Below are 17,145 nucleotides of genomic sequence, written 5' to 3' on the forward strand. Positions count from 1 at the left end.
ATGGATGATGGCGACGAGCCGGTCAGATTGCGGGAGAAAGCTTATGTCAGCTTTACGGAGCATCTGCTGGCGCGCGACATCAGCCCGGGGCAATTCGTTTCACAACGGCAGCTCGTTGCAATGACCGGCATGCCCTTGGGCGCTATCAGGGAACTCGTTCCTCGCCTTGAGGCGGAAGGCTTGGTCAAGACCATCCCGCAGCGCGGCATTCAGATCGCACATATTGATCTTAATTTGATCCGGGAAGCATTCCAGTTTCGTCTTTTTATGGAAAAGGAAGCGGTTGCCATTTTCGCGGTCACCGCATCGGATGAGCTTTTGGCGCGGCTGAGGAAAGAGCACGAGGATACGCTTGAGGAAGCGCTGCAAGGGCAGGAAACACCCGAGCTGGAATTGCGTGCGCAAGCCATCGACTGGAATTTGCATGAGACGATAATCGACTCGCTCGGCAATGGCATTATCGGGCGGGCCTACCGGATAAACGCTATCAAGATGCGGCTGATCAATCAGGAGCGTTTCCGCATCACAGGGCGCGTCATACCGGTCATGCGGGAGCACCTCGCAGTTCTGGCAGCCATTGAGACACGCGATCCGCAAACGGCAATGGATGCAATTGCGGTTCATATCAATAATGCGAGAAATCTGGCTCTTAAAATCTAAAACCGGCTTCGCAATGGGAGTTGCAATGCCGGAAACACAAAAGGGAGGAAAACCATGAGCATGAATTTTGTCAAACCGACGCGTCGGCAGTTTCTGGCGGGTACAGCAGCGCTGGGCGCTGCGAGTTTCGCCGGACTCAAGCCCGCTTTTGCCAATGTGGACTGGAAAAAGTTCGCTGGAACGACGCTTGAAGTTAACCTGATCAAGAGCCCACGTGGCGATATCCTGCAAAAATATCAGAAAGAATTTGAAGAATTGACCGGCATCAAGGTCAATTCGGAACAGACGCCAGAACAGCAGCAGCGCCAGAAAGCCGTTATCGAACTGACGTCAGGCAAGCCAAGCTTTGACGTCATCCATATCAGCTACCATGTTCAAAAACGACAATTCGAAAAGGGTGGCTGGCTTGCCGATCTTACGCCATTCCTGAAAGATCCAAGCCTCACCGAGCCTTCCCTTACCGAAAGCGATTTTGCAGAAGCTGGCCTCGCCTTCGCCAAGGACAAGAATGGCCGCTTTGGCGGACTTCCATTCTCGGTGGATTACTGGATGATCTACTGGAACAAGGAGCTTTTCGCCGCCAAGGGTGTCGAATATCCAACAACATTCGAAGAGTTGGTTGCAGCAGCTGAAAAGCTCACCGACCGCGATAATGGCGTATATGGTTTTGTCGCGCGCGGAATGAAAAACGCCAATACGCCTGTCTGGGCCAGCCTCATGCTTGGCTATGGCAAAAGCACCGTTGAAGACGGTAAGCTGGAAACAGCGACGCAGGAATCAATCGATGCGGCAACGCTTTATCAGCGCTTGATGACCAAATCGGCACCTCCCGGTGTCACCGGGTTTAACTGGGCAGAGTGCCAGTCGAGCTTCCTTCAGGGCAAGGTTGCCATGTGGCTGGACGGTATTGGTTTTGCTCCGCCACTGGAAGATCCGAAAAAGTCGCGCGTTGTTGGCAAAGTCGGTTACGGCCTGATGCCGAAGGGTCCAGCTGCCCAGGCTGCACCAACCTTTGGTGACGGTATCGGCGTAACAGAGGGTTCGGCGAACAAGGAAGCCGCCTATCTTTATTGCCAGTGGGCTATATCGAAAGAAATGGGTGCTCGATTGTTACAGTCCGGATCGGGCGTTCCTTTCCGTAATTCCATTGTCAATGATCCTGAAGTTCTAAAGGGCGTTACCATGCCTCAGGAATGGGCAAAAGTCCTGTCTGAGTCGGCCAAAGTCAGCCAATTATGTCTTCCGGTTATCGTTCCCGTGACGGAGTTCCGTGACGTGATGGGGGTCGGATTGACCAATATTATTGGCGGCGCTGATCCGGCGACCGAAATGAAGCGGGCGACGGAAGAATTCGCGCCTATCCTCGCACGTAGCGAAGGCTGAGTATTATGACTGCGACCGTCCCGATAACCGACATAGCAAAGCCGAAGGCCGGCAAAAGCCGGCTCACGCCCAGTTATTGGCCATTCGTCATTCCGGCATTGGTCATTGTTGGGGCGGTCATCATATTCCCCTGGGCGTTCACATTGTGGATGAGCGTTAATGAATGGCATCTTGGCGGCGAGCAAAGCTTTGTCGGCATGGCAAATTTTGTCCGTCTCGCCGGTGATACCAGATTCTGGCAATCCATGAGCAACACTGTGCTCTACACGGTTTTGTCGGTTGTCGCGCCACTCATCCTGGGTACGATTGCCGCCCTGGTTTTCGATAGCAAGCTTCCCATGCGCGGCCTGCTGCGCGGTATTTTCGTCATGCCGATGATGGCGACGCCAGTGGCAGTCGCTCTGGTCTGGACAATGATGTACCATCCGCAACTTGGCGTTTTGAACTATCTCCTGTCTCTTGTCGGAATAGGCCCGCAGGAATGGATCTTCAACCAGAACACGGTGATACCGTCACTCGTGCTGGTCGAAACCTGGCAGTGGACGCCCCTGGTTATGCTCATTGTTCTGGGCGGTCTTGCGGCGATGCCACGCGATCCGTTTGAGAGTGCGGAGATTGATGGCGCAAATGGCTGGCAGAAGTTTCGCTATATAACATTGCCGATGATCCTTCCATTCATGATGGTCGCCGTGATCATCCGCTCCATTGATGCTTTGAAAAGCTTCGACATCATTTTCGCCATGACGCAGGGCGGTCCGGGGACAGCCTCGGAGACCATCAACATCTATCTCTATAATGTTGCCTTTGCCTATTACGACATTGGCTATGGCTCTGCGATAGCCGTCGTTTTCTTCATTGTAATCATCACCATGTCTCTCGCGCTGCTCTATCTGCGCCAGCGAACAAAGTGGAATAGTTGAGGAACGAAAATGGCGCGCCGCAATCCTTTGAAAATTCTTGGCACGGCTTTTATCGTCTTCGTGATCGTATCGCCGGCAATCTTCTTCTTCCTGTGGATGCTCTCCTTGTCGCTGAAATATGAAATCGACAATGGAGCTTATCCGCCGATCTTCATTCCGGAGCAATTTGCCTGGTCGAATTATAGCGATATTTTCGCCACCAATGATTTCCTCCATTACTTCTGGAACAGCCTATTGGTAACGGGAACAGCGACCTTGCTTGCGCTGCTTGTCGGTGTGCCTGCTGGCTATGGGATTGCACGGTTGCGTGCCGACAAATCGGCAATCGTCATCATGATTGCACGCATGACGCCGGGGCTATCATACCTCATTCCGCTGTTTCTTCTGTTCCAGACACTGGGTCTGCTTGGCACCTTATGGCCGCAGATCATCATCCATCTTGTGGTGACGGTTCCGATCGTCATCTGGATTATGATTGGCTATTTCGAGACAACGCCGATGGAGCTTGAAGAGGCTGCCATGATTGATGGGGCAACCTCATGGCAGGTGTTCCGCATGGTCGCTTTGCCGATTGCCAAGCCCGGAGTGGTCGTCGCATTGATTTTGGCAGTCATCTTCTCATGGAACAATTTCGTCTTCGGCATTGTGCTGGCGAGCCGTGAAACGAGAACCTTGCCGGTGGCGGTCTATAACATGTTGTCTTTCGAGCAGGTCAGTTGGGGTCCGCTGGCGGCCGCTGCTTTTGTTGTGACGCTGCCTGTTTTGTTGCTGACAGTTTTTGCGCAACGTCAAATTATTGCCGGTTTGACTGCCGGTGCCGTCAAGGGCGGCTAACACATGCGAACGGAGTATTAAATGGCCACGGTTTCGATCAGGGACGTTAAAAAAACCTATGGCAGCGTCGACGTTATGCACGGCGTTTCGGTTGATATTGATGATGGCGAATTCGTCATTCTGGTCGGCCCGTCAGGATGCGGTAAATCGACATTGCTGCGGATGATTGCAGGACTGGAAGAAATAACCAGCGGTGAGATTTCCATAGGTTCACGTGTGGTCAATGATCTGCCTGCAAAAGAGCGTGATATTGCAATGGTCTTTCAGAATTATGCGCTTTATCCGCATATGACCGTTGCCGATAATATGGGCTTCGCTCTGATGCTCAAAAAGGCACCTAAAGAGGAGAAAGCCAGCCGCGTTGGTCGTGCGGCCGAAATCCTGGGTCTTGAAAAGCTGCTGGACCGCTTTCCGCGCCAGCTTTCCGGTGGTCAGCGCCAGCGTGTTGCCATGGGCCGCGCCATCGTACGCGATCCGCAGGTTTTCCTGTTCGATGAGCCGCTTTCCAATCTCGATGCAAAGCTGCGTGTCCAGATGCGCAGTGAAATCAAGGGTCTGCATCAACGTCTGGGAACGACCATCGTCTATGTGACACATGATCAGATCGAAGCCATGACAATGGCCGACAAGATTGTCGTGATGAAGGATGGGCTGGTCGAGCAGGTAGGAACACCGCTGGATCTTTACGACTATCCGGCCAATCTGTTCGTTGCCGGTTTCATAGGTTCTCCTGCCATGAACTTTATCAAGGGCAACGTGAAAGCCGGTATTTTCGTCACTCCGGATGGTATCGAATTGCCTTTGCCGGGCGGCATTTCACCCACCACCGAAAATTCGGCAATCTATGGTATCCGGCCAGAACATATGAAGATTGCTGAGAAGGGCATAAAGATCGACGTCGAGGTGGTCGAGCCAACGGGTTCGGAGATTATGGTCGTTGGCAAACTTGGCGATCAGGAAATTTCCTGTCTCTTCCGGGATCGTTTGTCGATAAAGCCGGGCGACACTATTCAAGTGGCAATTGATCCGAAAACCAGCCATTTGTTTGACGCGGCGAACGGCAAGAGAATGGACAATAGTCGGAAGAATTAAGCATCATTACTCTATCAGGCCGTTGCGGCCTGATAGAGCATTATATTACGCGTTACACAGCGCCAGGAACGACGAGAACGAGCCAGGCGATGACAGGGCCGATAATGGCAATGAGCGCGCTGTAGATCAGAAGTTTACGCAGAACATTTTCACGCTCGGCCTCTGGAGCATTGGCTACGACCAGAGCGCCATTTGTTGAAAATGGGCTCGTATCCACAATCGTCGTCGAGATCGCGATTGCCGCAACCACGCCAATGGCGCTGATGTGACCTTGCATCAAAAATGGCACAGCCAGCGGAATGATGGCGCCAAGCAGGGCTGTTGAGGACGCAAAGGCGGAGACGATTGCGCCCGTAAAGCACAATAATAGCGCTGCAAGAAGCGGCATGCCTAAGCTCGAAATGCCTGACGCAACGTAATCCACCGTTCCCGCCTTTTGAAGCACCCCGACATAGGTGATGATACCTGCGATCAACAGCACCGTTGACCAGCTCACTTTATCAATCGCAGCTTTTTGCGTCTTCGGTGATAACAGAGCCAAGGCAACCGCCACAGTCATTGCGACCAGTCCAACATTGAATTTGAAGACAAGAGCGCCGATGGCGAGAGCTGTCAGACCCACCAGTGTCATAAGGCGCTCGCTTGTGAGGCCTTCGCTTGACGGAATATGTGCACCGGAAGGCGAAACATCACTGCGGTGATAGGCAGGAGAAGCAGGCGTGCCGCCATGGCCAACAATGGCGCGTGATACGCCGGCTGTATGTGTATCAGGATCTGGACCTGTAGCCGTTGCATGTTCACGCATGCTTTTCCAACCACCAAAGACAAAGAAGACGACAACGGCAATCGCCAGGTTGAAAAACAGGCTGGACAGGAACAACGAGGTTGGACCATAGGGCAAGCCAGCCTTTTCAACGATCTGATTAGTTATGCCGCCATAGACGCTGATGGGGGAGAACCCACCACCCTGCGCGCCATGAATGACCATCAATCCCATCATGACCGGACTGATGCGGTATTGTGTGGCAAAGCGCAAAGCGACTGGCGCAAGAATGGCTACCGCCGCCGGTCCGAGTGCTCCAAACCCGGTGATGATCGCAGCGACCAGGAACATCACCCACGGTATCAGCGCCATATGTCCACGCACCATGCGGACGGCCTGCTCGACCAGCCAATCTATGGTTCCGTTGTTCTGGGCAATGGCAAACAGATAGGTGATGCCCACAAGCGTGAGAAACAAATCGCTCGGAAAGCCGGCAAAGATGTCATTGGGAGTCATCCCCATGATCAGCGAGCCGACGATAAATGCGGCGGCAAAGGCCAGCGCGCCCATATTGATCGGCAATATCGTTGCAATAACGAACATCCCGATCAGGACAAGAATAGATAGAATCTCAATGTTCACAGCAATATCCTCCCTCTATGACGCACCGCTGGTGAGCCATATTTTCATCGTTGTTTTGGCGTGAGCTCCCCCCGACGCCTTTGAGTCAATTCCCGGAAAAGTTTCAGCGGTTTTCCAGGCGGAATTGCATAAAATAACTAGATCAATCAGGCATTGGTCCGAGCTGCATAGAGATCGCTATATTGCTCGCGCAGAATATTCTTTTGCACTTTGCCCATGGTATTGCGCGGTAGATCCTCGACAAAGATGATCTGCTTTGGCTGCTTGTAACGGGCAAGGCGATCCTTCAGGGCATCAAAGATTGTTTGCTCGTCAATCATGGCGTTCGCGCGTTTGACGACAATGGCCGTCACACCTTCGCCGAAGTCTGGATGAGCTATGCCGATAACCGCGCTTTCAATGACGCCGGGAAGCATATCAATCTCGCTCTCGACCTCCTTTGGATAGATATTATATCCGCCCGAAATCACGAGATCTTTGCCGCGGCCAACAATATGAACATATCCCTCAGGATCGATCTTGCCCAAATCGCCCGTGATGAAGAAACCATCATCGCGGAATTCTGACTTGGTCTTTTCCGGCATGCGCCAATAGCCTTTAAAAACATTGGGGCCTTTGACTTCGATCATGCCCGTCTCATCCTGGCCAAGCGGCACTCCAGTTTCCGGATCGGTAACCCTTATGCTCACGCCCGGGAGCGGGAAGCCAACGGTTCCGGCTATCCTCTTCCCATCATAGGGATTTGACGTGTTCATATTTGTCTCCGTCATTCCATAACGCTCAAGGATGGCTTGACCCGTTCGTTCCTGAAAGGCGCGATGCGTGTCAGCCAAAAGCGGGGCAGAACCGGAAATGAAAAGTCGCATGCCGGCTACTGCGTCGCGGGTCAATCCTTCATTTTGCAGCAGCCGAACATAAAAGGTTGGAACGCCCATCATGGTTGTGGCGCGAGGCATCAGGGACAGGACTTGCGCCGGGTCGAATTTTGGCAGCAGGAACATTGATGCGCCGGAAGTGAGGGTAACGTTGGTGGCAACAAAGAGCCCGTGTGTGTGAAAAATGGGCAATGCGTGGATTAGCCGGTCCTGTGGTGTAAAGCGCCAGAACGCGCGCAAGGCCAGAGCATTCGACAGCAAATTATCATGGGTCAGCATCGCACCCTTGGAGCGTCCTGTGGTGCCGGATGTGTAGAGAATAGCGGCGAGATCGTCGGGGCCTCTTGTTGCATCGATGAAGTCTTCCGGTTCATCTTTTGCAAGCTCAATCAGCGAGCCCTTGCCGTTTTCATCAAGCGTTTCGACCAGTGCATCATATTTTGAAGTAATCGCGGCTATCCCGTCGGCGGCTTTGGGTGAAACGACGACGAGGCGAGGTTCCGCATCACCGATGAAATAGTCCAATTCCGCCAATGTATAAGCGGTGTTGAGCGGCAAATAGACCGCGCCGCAGCGAATGCAGGCCAGATAGAGCATCAAGGCTTCGGCGCTCTTCTCCACCTGAACAGCAACCCGGTCACCGGGACGCACACCAAGCGTATCAATGGCCCCGGCAATCTTTCCAGACCACAACAGCATATCGCCATACGTCCAGCACCGGCCATTTTCCGTTTCAATGAAAATAGCGTCTTCGCTTGTGATCGTTCCGCGTATGGCATCGAATAGATGATTGCTCATGCACTCAGTTCCTTGCTGGCTTGTTCATTTTGGATTTGTGCCACTTTTGGCTGGAGCGGAGTTCTTTGCCGGTTTGTCGTGGCGCAGCAGTTTGCGTATGGGCGGTGCTGATACAATCTCATTGCGCTGGGCAAATGCCTCGTGATTGGCTTCAATATCATCAAGCTTGTAGAGATAATTGACCATGAGTCCGTATGCTTGCCGCATTGCCCGATCAGAGCGGTCAGCCAGGAAGTTTATTCGTTCCAGCCGTGCGCCATTGCCAAGATGAAAACGCGACACAGGGTCGAGAGGCCGCCCATCTGGCGTCTTGGCGTTTAAGAAATACCGTGCCGCAAGTGGCAGCAAAATCTCTTTGGCAGCTGTTTCAAGCACTGGGTCATTCGCCCAGCCTGGCTCGTCCAGTATCTCAAGGGCTTTTTTATCTTCGGTCGTCAGTAATTCGGAGTGCTCGGATTGTTTTTCCTTTGACAGCCAGTTTGCAAATCCCGGCACTGGCGAGAGGGTGACAAAGGTGTCAAGGTTCGGGAAGTCGCGGCGTAAATCTTCAACCACCTGCTTGATCAGGAAATTCCCGAAGGAAATTCCCCGCAATCCAACCTGACAATTGGATATGGAATAGAAAACAGCGGTTTTCGCATCCTGCGCCGGGATAGGTGCGCGCGTTTCATCAAGAACGTCAGATATCGCCTCAGGGATGGTCTTTGTCAGAGCTACTTCGACGAAGATCAAAGGATCATCGGAAAGTTGCGGGTGAAAGAACGCAAAACATCTGCGATCGGCAGGAGCCAGGCGTCGACGCAGTTCATCCCAGTCGCCGATCTCGTGCACCGCTTCATAACGGATGATTTTCTCAAGGATGTGGGCAGGCGTTGACCAATCAATGGGCCGCAAAATCAGGAAGCCACGATTAAACCATGACGCGAATAGATGGGAAAAATCGGCGTCGACTGCCTCTAGTTCGGGAGTTTTGACCTTGAGGGCCAGCAGGCATTCGCGCATGTTGACGAGTGTGGAAATACCATTAGGCGCGAGATTGAGACGGCGTATCAGCTCTTGTCTGCGAGGCTCGGCGGCCTGATGCAATTCCAGCACAGCGCGTGGCGTGCGGTCTGTCTGGTAGGTTTGAATTGCCGCGTCGAGCTTCGTTTCATCCGGGCCGAACTTTTCGAAAAGCAGCAGCATGAAATCGCGCTGCCCCTTTTCATCCAGTCGTGACCAATGTTGGAGAATTTGCGCGGCCAGTGCCATGCCCGAGGCTTCACCCCGGCTTGTGAGAAGCAATTCGCAGAGACGATCAATATTGGACGATCCGGAAATTAATGGCGTGCGGGGTCCAAAGGACAATAATTTGCGACCCCGATCGGTTATGGTTTGCAGCATGTCGCTAAAAAAGGATGTGCCACTCATTGGAATTTCCATTGATCGGATTTGTCCTGTTGCAACTCAGATGATCGCATTTGCGTTGCCATCCTTGGCGATGAAGATCGTTTATTTTCATCTCATTGGCGCGGTGTTATATATAAACCTATCGATCTTGTATGAGATGTCAATGTTTTTGTATACAAGATAGCAATTGTTGCATTTTAAGGGGCGGGCATGGCCGAAAACATTGTGCAGGGGCTAAGAGATGAGATCGAAAATGGAATTGTAACCAACCAGTACTCGCCGGGTGAGAGGCTGGATGAAATGCAACTGGCCAAGCGTTTTGGCGTATCCAGAACTCCCGTGCGGGAGGCGTTGATGCAATTGAGCGCCATTGGTTTGATTGAGATCAGGGCACGCCGCGGCGCTGTTGTCATTGATCCTGCTCCCCACCGCATTTACGAAATGTTCGAGGTTATGGCGGAACTGGAAGGTATGGCAGGGTCTCTCGCCGCACGTCGTCACACGGATGCGGATCGCGAGGAATTGCTGGCCGCTCATGCCAAATGCGAACGATCAGCCAATGCAGAAGACAGCGATACCTATTACTACGACAATGAGCTTTTTCATCACGCCGTTTACGCGGCCAGTCATAGCGGTTTTCTGATTGAGCAATGCACGGCGCTTCATCGCCGTCTGCGTCCTTATCGCCGTCTGCAGTTGCGGGTCCGTAACCGCATGAAGACTTCCTTTAGTGAGCACGCAGCTATCGTGGACGCGATCTTGTCGGGCGAGCCGGAAGTCGCGCGCAACCTTCTACGTCAGCATATTGCCGTGCAGGGCGATCGTTTCAGCGATCTTGTTGCAACACTTGCTCAACGTGGCGCGGAACGGCAATAGTTTGAGGCGTTAAGCTTCAGAACCCGATTTTGCCGAAAGTTCAGCTGCAACCTTCAGCACCAGTTCTTCAGGAATCGCAACTGTAATATCCTCAACGTCATCGACAGTCTCCGTATCGGCGATCCGAATTGGGTTATGCGTTCGAGACAGCGTTGTGATCAGTCGGCGAGGGATTGCGGGAATCAAGTACCGCTTGACGCATTCGACCAGTACGGCGCGCTTGTCTGGCGCGAACTTGCCCAGCTTTTCCTGCAAGAGATGGCCGAACATATTGCCATCGGCAAATCCCCGCCTGCTGGCGAGGTCGAAAGCGTGAAGTCTGTATTCAATGTGAGTCATTGGATTTTCCTTCAAAACTTTTCTTTAGCTACCATGGCATAAAGCCATGACCTTAATGAGACGGATGCGCGTGATTTTTGAGAATCCGAAAATAATGTTCCGCATGCTGATAAAAATTCTCTGCGTCCACGAGATTTCCCGAACGCGCCGCGGCCTGAGCCTGGCTGAGATAGCTTTCATAACTCAGCTTTGGGCTTCGATTATGGGAGCTTTGGTTGCGGGGGAGAGGCACCTGCGAACGGCGCTTACCCGGTGATTTGGTTGAGTTCTTGTCGATTTTATTGCTGAGCCGTTTGCGGCCCACTCCTGATTGGTATTGTCTGGTTCTTTCGACAACCGAGCGATCAATCGATCTGCTCGGCGACAATCCGGCGGAGCTCTTCCCGGGTAAATCCCGATGATTGATGCTCGTATTGATGGTCCGGCGATTGTGATTTTATAGAGTCTCGATAAATGTCCGGCCGTTTATATACGGATGACTTGTTATGTTTTTCGATAATGATGTGCATTTTAATCCATTGGCCACGCAGAAAAACTCCGCAGCTTTGTTTGTTGAAATATGCCGATGTGAATATTCCGGGTCGCCATTAAGGATGACAATGGCCATCAGCGATCCTGGAAGTTACCCGCGCTCCGTTGAGCTGCGGTATTGCCCGGTTAATCGGGTCGACGAAACATATATGGGGGCTGCTGAAAATTTATCAAGAGCACGCTCCAGCGGACGCGCCGCTGGAGCATTGGTCAGGCATGTCCGGCCTTACTTCTTTCCAAACCCGCCGCCGGTCGGCGTCGTTACAATGAAAGCCTCTCCCGCCTCAAGAACCGTATGAGCGCAACCGCCAAGCATTTCGATCTGCCCATTATTCCGGCGCACGGCATTGGCACCAAGCTGGCCGGGTTCGCCGCCATTCAGGCCAAAGGGCGCAATACGCCGATGCCCGGAAAGTATCGCAAAATCCAGTTTTCTTTGCGCTCGAATGGTTCGTTTTGTACCATTGCCCGCAGACCATTTTCCTTTGCCACCCGAATCCGGGCGAATGTGAAAATCCTCAAGCACAACGGGAAAACGCGTTTCCAGAATTTCCGGATCTGTCAGGCGCGAATTTGTCATGTGGGTGTGAATTGCATCCGCACCATTGTAACCGGGGCCAGCCGGCGCGCCGGAACATATGGTTTCGTAATACTGGTATTGGTCATTGCCAAAAGTAAGGTTGTTCATTGTGCCTTGCGCTGCTGCTTGCGCGCCCACAGCACCAAACAGGCAATTCGTTACGGCTTGGCTGACCTCTACATTGCCTGCAACAACCGCAGCAGGGTATTCAGGCGAGAGCATTGTGCCGTCTGGAACAATGATACGGATCGGGCGCAGGCATCCGGCATTCATGGGAATGTTGCTTTGTACAAGCGTGCGGAAAACATAAAGCACAGCAGCGCGTGTAACAGGGCGGGGGGCGTTGAAATTGTCAGCCCTCTGGTTTGAGGTGCCGGTAAAATCGACAGTTACTTCACGCGCTGATTTGTCGACAGAGATGCTGACGACAATGCTGCATCCTTGATCCATCTCATAGGTGAATTTGCCATCCTGAAGTTGGTCCAGGACGCGGCGAACACTTTCCGCAGCATTGTCTTGCACATGGCCCATATAGGCCTCAACGACGTCTTCGCCGAAATGGGCGATCATTTTGCGAAGTTCGGCCACGCCCTTTTCATTGGCTGCCACCTGGGCCTTCAGGTCATTGACGTTTTGCAGCAGTGTGCGCACGGGATATTTGGCGCCCGTCAAGAGTTCCGCCAGTTCATCTTCGCAGAATCGTCCTTGATCCAGAAGTTTGAAGTTGTCGATATAAACGCCTTCCTCTTCGATCGTCGTCGCCAAGGGGGACATGGAGCCCGGCGCGATACCGCCAATGTCGGCATGATGTCCGCGGCTTGCTACCCAGAAACGGATCGTCTTGCCTGTATCTTCAAAAACCGGTGTGCACACCGTCAGATCGGGAAGATGCGTGCCGCCATTATAGGGCGCGTTAATAAGGAAAACATCGCCTGGACGGATTACGGGATTTTCACGGATTGCTGCTGCTACAGAAGCATCCATTGAGCCCAGATGCACGGGCATATGCGGGGCATTGGCAACCAGATTGCCTTCCGCATCGAAAACAGCGCAGGAGAAATCCAGCCGCTCTTTGATATTAACCGAATAAGCGGTGTTTTGCAGCGTCACGCCCATCTGTTCTGCAATCGACATGAACAGATTGTTGAATATTTCCAGCATCACCGGATCTGCCTTTGTCCCGATAGCAACCTGACTGGGCAATGCTTTGATGCGATTAAGAACAATATGGTTCTTTGCTGTCAGTTGGGCCTGCCAGCCATCTTCGATGATGATCGTCTGGTTTGGTTCGATGATGATCGCAGGGCCTGTCAACTGCTGGCCCGGCTTCATCGCATCACGCAAGATCACGGGCGCATCATAGGCTTTGCCTTGCGAGAATATGCGATTATGTCTGATCGCTTGGGGTTCGCCTGTCGCTTGAAGTTCGACACTCTTTTCAGTTTGTTCGCTACCGCCGCCGACAGTTTCAACCTCAACAGCCTCAATAAAAAGGGCCTTGTTTTCAGCAACGAAACCGAAGCGGCGTTTGTGCAGAATCTCGAATTCCCGGCGCAGCCGTGTTATGTTGTCAGAAGCGGGATAAGTCGCCTCTACACTGAGCACTGTATCCGTACCGGCATAGCGAATATGGGCTCGAACAAAACTGGTGATCGCATCACGCGAAATCCCTTGTGCCTGAAGCTCCGCAATGCATTCGTTTTCCAATTCCCGGCCCATCTCCGCAAGTTGGGCAGGGGCATTTTCATCCAATGATATGCCCAACGCCTTTTGCCGCGTCGCTCTTATATCGGCAAGGCCCATCCCATAAGCCGAGAGCAAGCCCGACATGGGGTGCACGAGAATACTCTTCATGCCGAGCGCATCGGCAACAAGGCAGGCATGCTGGCCGCCTGCACCGCCAAAACAGCTCAAGGCATAGCGTGTCACATCATATCCACGCTGTACTGAAATCTTCTTGATCGCCTCTACCATATTGGCGACAGCAATCCGTATGAAGCCGTCTGCCACGTCTTCCACGCTTCGCCCATCGCCAATCTTCTCAGCAAGTTGCGCAAAGCCACGGCGTACGACTTCAATATCGAGAGATTCATTTTGTCCCGGACCAAAGATCGGCGGGAAAAATTCAGGGATGAGTTTGCCGACCATGACATTTGCATCTGTGACTGCCAGCGGGCCGCCATTGCGATAGCAGGCGGGGCCGGGATTGGCACCTGCCGAATCCGGCCCGACGCTGAAGCGGCCATTATCGAAGTGCAGAATGGAACCACCGCCTGCGGCCACGGTGTGAATGAGCATCATCGGAGCGCGCACTCTCACGCCCGCGACTTCCGTTTCAAAGGCTCTTTCATATATGCCATCATAATGCGCCACATCGGTGGATGTGCCGCCCATGTCAAAGCCGATGACATTGCCAAAGCCTGCCTCCATGCCAGTTTTGGCAAGGCCCACAACGCCGCCTGCGGGTCCAGATAGAATGGCATCCTTGCCCTGAAACATATCGGCAGCAGTCAATCCGCCGGACGACATCATAAACATGACACGCGCACCGGTACGGGCCACATCAAGCTCTCTGGAAACCTGTTCCACGTAGCGCCGCAAAACGGGGGAAAGATAGGCATCGATAACCGTTGTATCGCCGCGTCCAACCAGTTTGATCAAGGGCGAGACTTCGTGACTGACGGAAACCTGCGAGAAGCCGAGATCCCGGGCAATTGCTGCAACCGCTGCTTCATGTTCTGGGAATTTGTAGGCATGCATGAAGGCAATGGCGAGCGCGTCATATCCCTCGTCCTTCAATAAGTTCAAAGCTTTATGGACTTGATCCATATTGAGTGGAACTTCGATCGTTCCATCGGCAAGCACGCGCTCATCGATCTCCAAAACCTGGTCATACAGCGCTTCGGCCTTGATGATTTCGGTTGCAAAGATATTTTTGCGTTCCTGATAGCCGATGCGTAATGCATCTCTGAAACCTTTGGTCATTACCAGTGCCAGACGCTCGCCTTTGCGCTCCAGCAGGGCATTCGTTGCGACGGTGGTGCCCATGCGAACTTCGCCAATAAGCCCCGCCGGAATGGCGTCATTTGGTTCCAGTCCCAGATGCTGCCGAATGCCATGCACCGCTGCATCGCTATAAGCTGCCGGATTTTCGGAAAGAACCTTTTTGGCATGCAGCGTTCCTGCCGGGTCACGACCGATCACGTCAGTAAAGGTGCCGCCACGATCTACCCAGAAATCCCAGCTACTCATGTGTATTTCCTCTGTTCGAACGCATGGCTGCCAGTACGGACAACTATATTGATAATATATAGATAAAATGATGATATAAAATTGTTAAGTTGGAGGCAAGCACAATGACACTGGCCCATGGCCTGAATCATGGGCGTGCAAAAAACGGGAATGTCTTGCAGAATTGGTGGTCTGGCTCGTCAGCGCAGTCAGAACCGGCTCTAAAGATCAATATTTGCTGGCGCGAAGAATGCGAATTCAGCCTTGGCTGTTGTCTGCCAGAATTCTATCGACAACATGTTCCAGCGATTGCGGCCATTCCGGCGCCCGCCAGCCAAAAGTTTCAAAGAAGCGATCAGTCGACAATTGCGAGTTCAAAGGCCGTTTTGCTTTTGTCGGATAATCGGCAGTCGCGATGCCGGCCACATCCGCATAAGGTCCGTTACGCGCCCGGCTATACTCGAAGATTTTTTGAGCAAAACCGCTCCAGTTGATGCTTCCTGTACCAGCCAGATGATAGACGCCAAAACTGTTAAATGAAGGGTCGGTTTGAAGCCGCTCTGCCATATGTAAAATTGCATCGGCTATATCCAGCGCTGAGGTTGGATTTCCCCATTGATCGGAAACGACCGACAACTGGTCACGTGTTTCAGCCAGGCGCAGCATCGTCTTGACGAAGTTTTTGCCAAAGGGGCTATAGACCCATGCGGTCCGTAAAATAAAATGGCGTTTGTTTGCTTGGATAACACCCAACTCACCATTGAGTTTGGTCTGTCCGTAAACGCCTTTTGGTCCAGTTGGGTCTTCTTCTTTGTAAGGTTCTCTGCCTTCGCCTGAAAACACATAATCTGTAGAAAGGTGAATAATCGGCGCGTTGATATGTGCTGCCGCCTCCGCAACAGCGGTAGCGCCGGCTGTATTGATCACTGAAGCGAGTTCAGCTTCGTCTTCCGCCTGATCGACAGCCGTGTAAGCGGCGGCAGAAACAACGAGATCCGGCGCAGCGTCCACAATTGCCTGAAATATCGTTTGTGGTTGCGCCAGATCGAGTTTTGGCCGTCCCAGAGCAACAAGCTCAATGGAGGGATGCAAGGCTGCTCTCTCCATCAGGCTGAGAGCCACTTGTCCCCCATGCCCTGTGACGACAATTTTCATACTGCACTCTTTGCTGTTGTAGAACCGAGCCGCTCGCCCGCATAACGTTCGCCGCGAATAGGCTGCCACCACCAATCATTGTCCAGATACCATTGAATGGTGCGTTCCAACCCTGACTGGAACGTTTCTGACGGGGTCCAGCCGAGCTCCCGCTCGATCTTTGATGCATCGATGGCATAACGACGGTCATGGCCCGGCCGGTCGCTGACAAAACTGATCAGGTCCCTGTATCGCCCGCCATTGGCACGCGGCCGCTTCTTGTCGAGTATATCGCAGATCGTTTCAACAACGCTCAAATTCGTTTGTTCGGCTCGGCCTCCGATGTTGTAGCTCTCGCCCGGTTTGCCCTTTGTGACGACGAGTTCCAGCGCGCGCGCATGGTCCTCGACATAAAGCCAATCGCGGACATTTGCTCCTGTGCCATAAATCGGAAGCGACTTACCGTCCAAGGCGTTGAGGATCACCAGCGGGATCAGCTTTTCCGGAAAATGGAACGGACCGTAATTGTTTGAACAATTGGATAGAACGACCGGCAGGCCATAGGTCTCATGCCAAGCGCGGACCAAATGGTCTGATGCAGCCTTTGATGCCGAGTAGGGCGAGGACGGTGCGTAGGGCGTTTCTTCCGTAAAGATCCCGCTGTCAAAAGGCAGGTCGCCAAAGACCTCATCGGTGGAAATATGGTGGAACCGAAACGCAGATTTGGCTGGCTCCGACAATTCGCGCCAATAGGTCAGCGCTGCATTGAGCATGCGGAACGTGCCGATAATATTTGTCTCAATAAAGGCGGCTGGCCCGTCAATGGACCGATCGACATGGCTTTCAGCGGCGAGATGCATGATCGCATCTATTTTCTCGTCACGTAAAATACCCAGAATTGTTGCATCATCGCATATATCCGCCTGGATAAAGCTGTAATTTGGGTAATTCTCGATCTGTCGTAGCGATGCAAGATTTCCAGCATAGGTTAGCTTGTCAACATTCACGACCCGGTTTTGCGGGTTGGCCGCCAGTTGTCTGCAAACTGCAGAACCAATAAAGCCGGCGCCGCCGGTAACTAGAATATTCATGAACCAA

14 protein-coding genes are annotated in these 17,145 nt (G+C 52.7%); 6 read left to right on the forward strand and 8 right to left on the reverse strand.

Annotated features, from left to right (window positions below):
• The 5 genes from V9K92_RS21550 to V9K92_RS21570 are packed head-to-tail and all read left to right on the forward strand — an operon-like array spanning nucleotide 1 to nucleotide 4,889.
• Entirely contained in the window at nucleotides 1-660 is a 660-nt protein-coding gene (locus tag V9K92_RS21550) for a GntR family transcriptional regulator (protein WP_115053414.1), read from the forward strand.
• Nucleotides 661-714: 54 nt separating this feature from the next.
• The gene (locus V9K92_RS21555) at nucleotides 715-2,043 is read left to right on the forward strand and encodes an ABC transporter substrate-binding protein (RefSeq protein WP_336442180.1); all 1,329 of its coding nucleotides are present in this window, start codon (nucleotides 715-717) and stop codon (nucleotides 2,041-2,043) included.
• Between the two features lie 5 nt (nucleotides 2,044-2,048).
• Nucleotides 2,049-2,963: a carbohydrate ABC transporter permease gene (locus V9K92_RS21560; protein ID WP_307275449.1), complete on the forward strand. Its 915-nt coding sequence runs from the start codon at nucleotides 2,049-2,051 to the stop codon at nucleotides 2,961-2,963.
• Between the two features lie 9 nt (nucleotides 2,964-2,972).
• Nucleotides 2,973-3,797: a carbohydrate ABC transporter permease gene (locus tag V9K92_RS21565; protein WP_115053416.1), complete on the forward strand. Its 825-nt coding sequence runs from the start codon at nucleotides 2,973-2,975 to the stop codon at nucleotides 3,795-3,797.
• Between the two features lie 21 nt (nucleotides 3,798-3,818).
• Nucleotides 3,819-4,889, forward strand: a complete 1,071-nt coding sequence (locus V9K92_RS21570; protein WP_307275444.1) for an ABC transporter ATP-binding protein — start codon at nucleotides 3,819-3,821, stop codon at nucleotides 4,887-4,889.
• A 52-nt stretch (nucleotides 4,890-4,941) separates the two neighbouring features.
• Here V9K92_RS21570 and V9K92_RS21575 read toward each other — a convergent pair whose 3' ends face one another.
• The 3 genes from V9K92_RS21575 to V9K92_RS21585 all read right to left on the reverse strand — a co-directional run bounded on the left by V9K92_RS21575 (nucleotide 4,942) and on the right by V9K92_RS21585 (nucleotide 9,377).
• Nucleotides 4,942-6,294, reverse strand: coding sequence for an SLC13 family permease (locus V9K92_RS21575; RefSeq protein WP_337354924.1), 1,353 nt, complete (start codon nucleotides 6,292-6,294; stop codon nucleotides 4,942-4,944).
• A gap of 146 nt (nucleotides 6,295-6,440) precedes the next feature.
• Nucleotides 6,441-7,967 (reverse strand): malonate--CoA ligase, encoded by a 1,527-nt coding sequence (locus V9K92_RS21580; RefSeq protein ID WP_337354925.1) that lies wholly within the window; start codon nucleotides 7,965-7,967, stop codon nucleotides 6,441-6,443.
• Nucleotides 7,968-7,991: 24 nt separating this feature from the next.
• Nucleotides 7,992-9,377 (reverse strand): malonyl-CoA decarboxylase domain-containing protein, encoded by a 1,386-nt coding sequence (locus V9K92_RS21585; protein WP_115053420.1) that lies wholly within the window; start codon nucleotides 9,375-9,377, stop codon nucleotides 7,992-7,994.
• Nucleotides 9,378-9,566: 189 nt separating this feature from the next.
• Here V9K92_RS21585 and V9K92_RS21590 point away from each other — a divergent pair, with 189 nt between their 5' ends.
• Complete coding sequence (locus V9K92_RS21590; RefSeq protein WP_307275430.1) at nucleotides 9,567-10,232, forward strand: GntR family transcriptional regulator; 666 nt, start codon at nucleotides 9,567-9,569, stop codon at nucleotides 10,230-10,232.
• A 9-nt stretch (nucleotides 10,233-10,241) separates the two neighbouring features.
• Here V9K92_RS21590 and V9K92_RS21595 read toward each other — a convergent pair whose 3' ends face one another.
• From V9K92_RS21595 to rfbB, 5 genes are all read right to left on the reverse strand, one after another.
• Nucleotides 10,242-10,571: a hypothetical protein gene (locus V9K92_RS21595; protein WP_336442184.1), complete on the reverse strand. Its 330-nt coding sequence runs from the start codon at nucleotides 10,569-10,571 to the stop codon at nucleotides 10,242-10,244.
• 52 nt (nucleotides 10,572-10,623) lie between these two features.
• Nucleotides 10,624-10,875 carry a DUF4167 domain-containing protein gene (locus V9K92_RS21600; RefSeq protein ID WP_337354955.1) on the reverse strand — a complete coding sequence of 84 codons (252 nt, stop codon included), beginning with the start codon at nucleotides 10,873-10,875 and terminating at the stop codon, nucleotides 10,624-10,626.
• Between the two features lie 453 nt (nucleotides 10,876-11,328).
• Nucleotides 11,329-14,934: a hydantoinase B/oxoprolinase family protein gene (locus V9K92_RS21605; RefSeq protein WP_337354926.1), complete on the reverse strand. Its 3,606-nt coding sequence runs from the start codon at nucleotides 14,932-14,934 to the stop codon at nucleotides 11,329-11,331.
• 237 nt (nucleotides 14,935-15,171) lie between these two features.
• Nucleotides 15,172-16,068 (reverse strand): dTDP-4-dehydrorhamnose reductase, encoded by an 897-nt coding sequence (gene rfbD / locus V9K92_RS21610; RefSeq protein WP_337354927.1) that lies wholly within the window; start codon nucleotides 16,066-16,068, stop codon nucleotides 15,172-15,174.
• The gene (gene rfbB / locus V9K92_RS21615) at nucleotides 16,065-17,138 is read right to left on the reverse strand and encodes a dTDP-glucose 4,6-dehydratase (protein ID WP_115053426.1); all 1,074 of its coding nucleotides are present in this window, start codon (nucleotides 17,136-17,138) and stop codon (nucleotides 16,065-16,067) included. Before rfbB ends, rfbD begins: the two co-directional genes overlap by 4 nt.
• Nucleotides 17,139-17,145 lie beyond the last annotated feature (7 nt).

This window comes from Phyllobacterium sp. CCNWLW109, assembly GCF_037203905.1.
GTDB lineage: Bacteria > Pseudomonadota > Alphaproteobacteria > Rhizobiales > Rhizobiaceae > Phyllobacterium > Phyllobacterium ifriqiyense.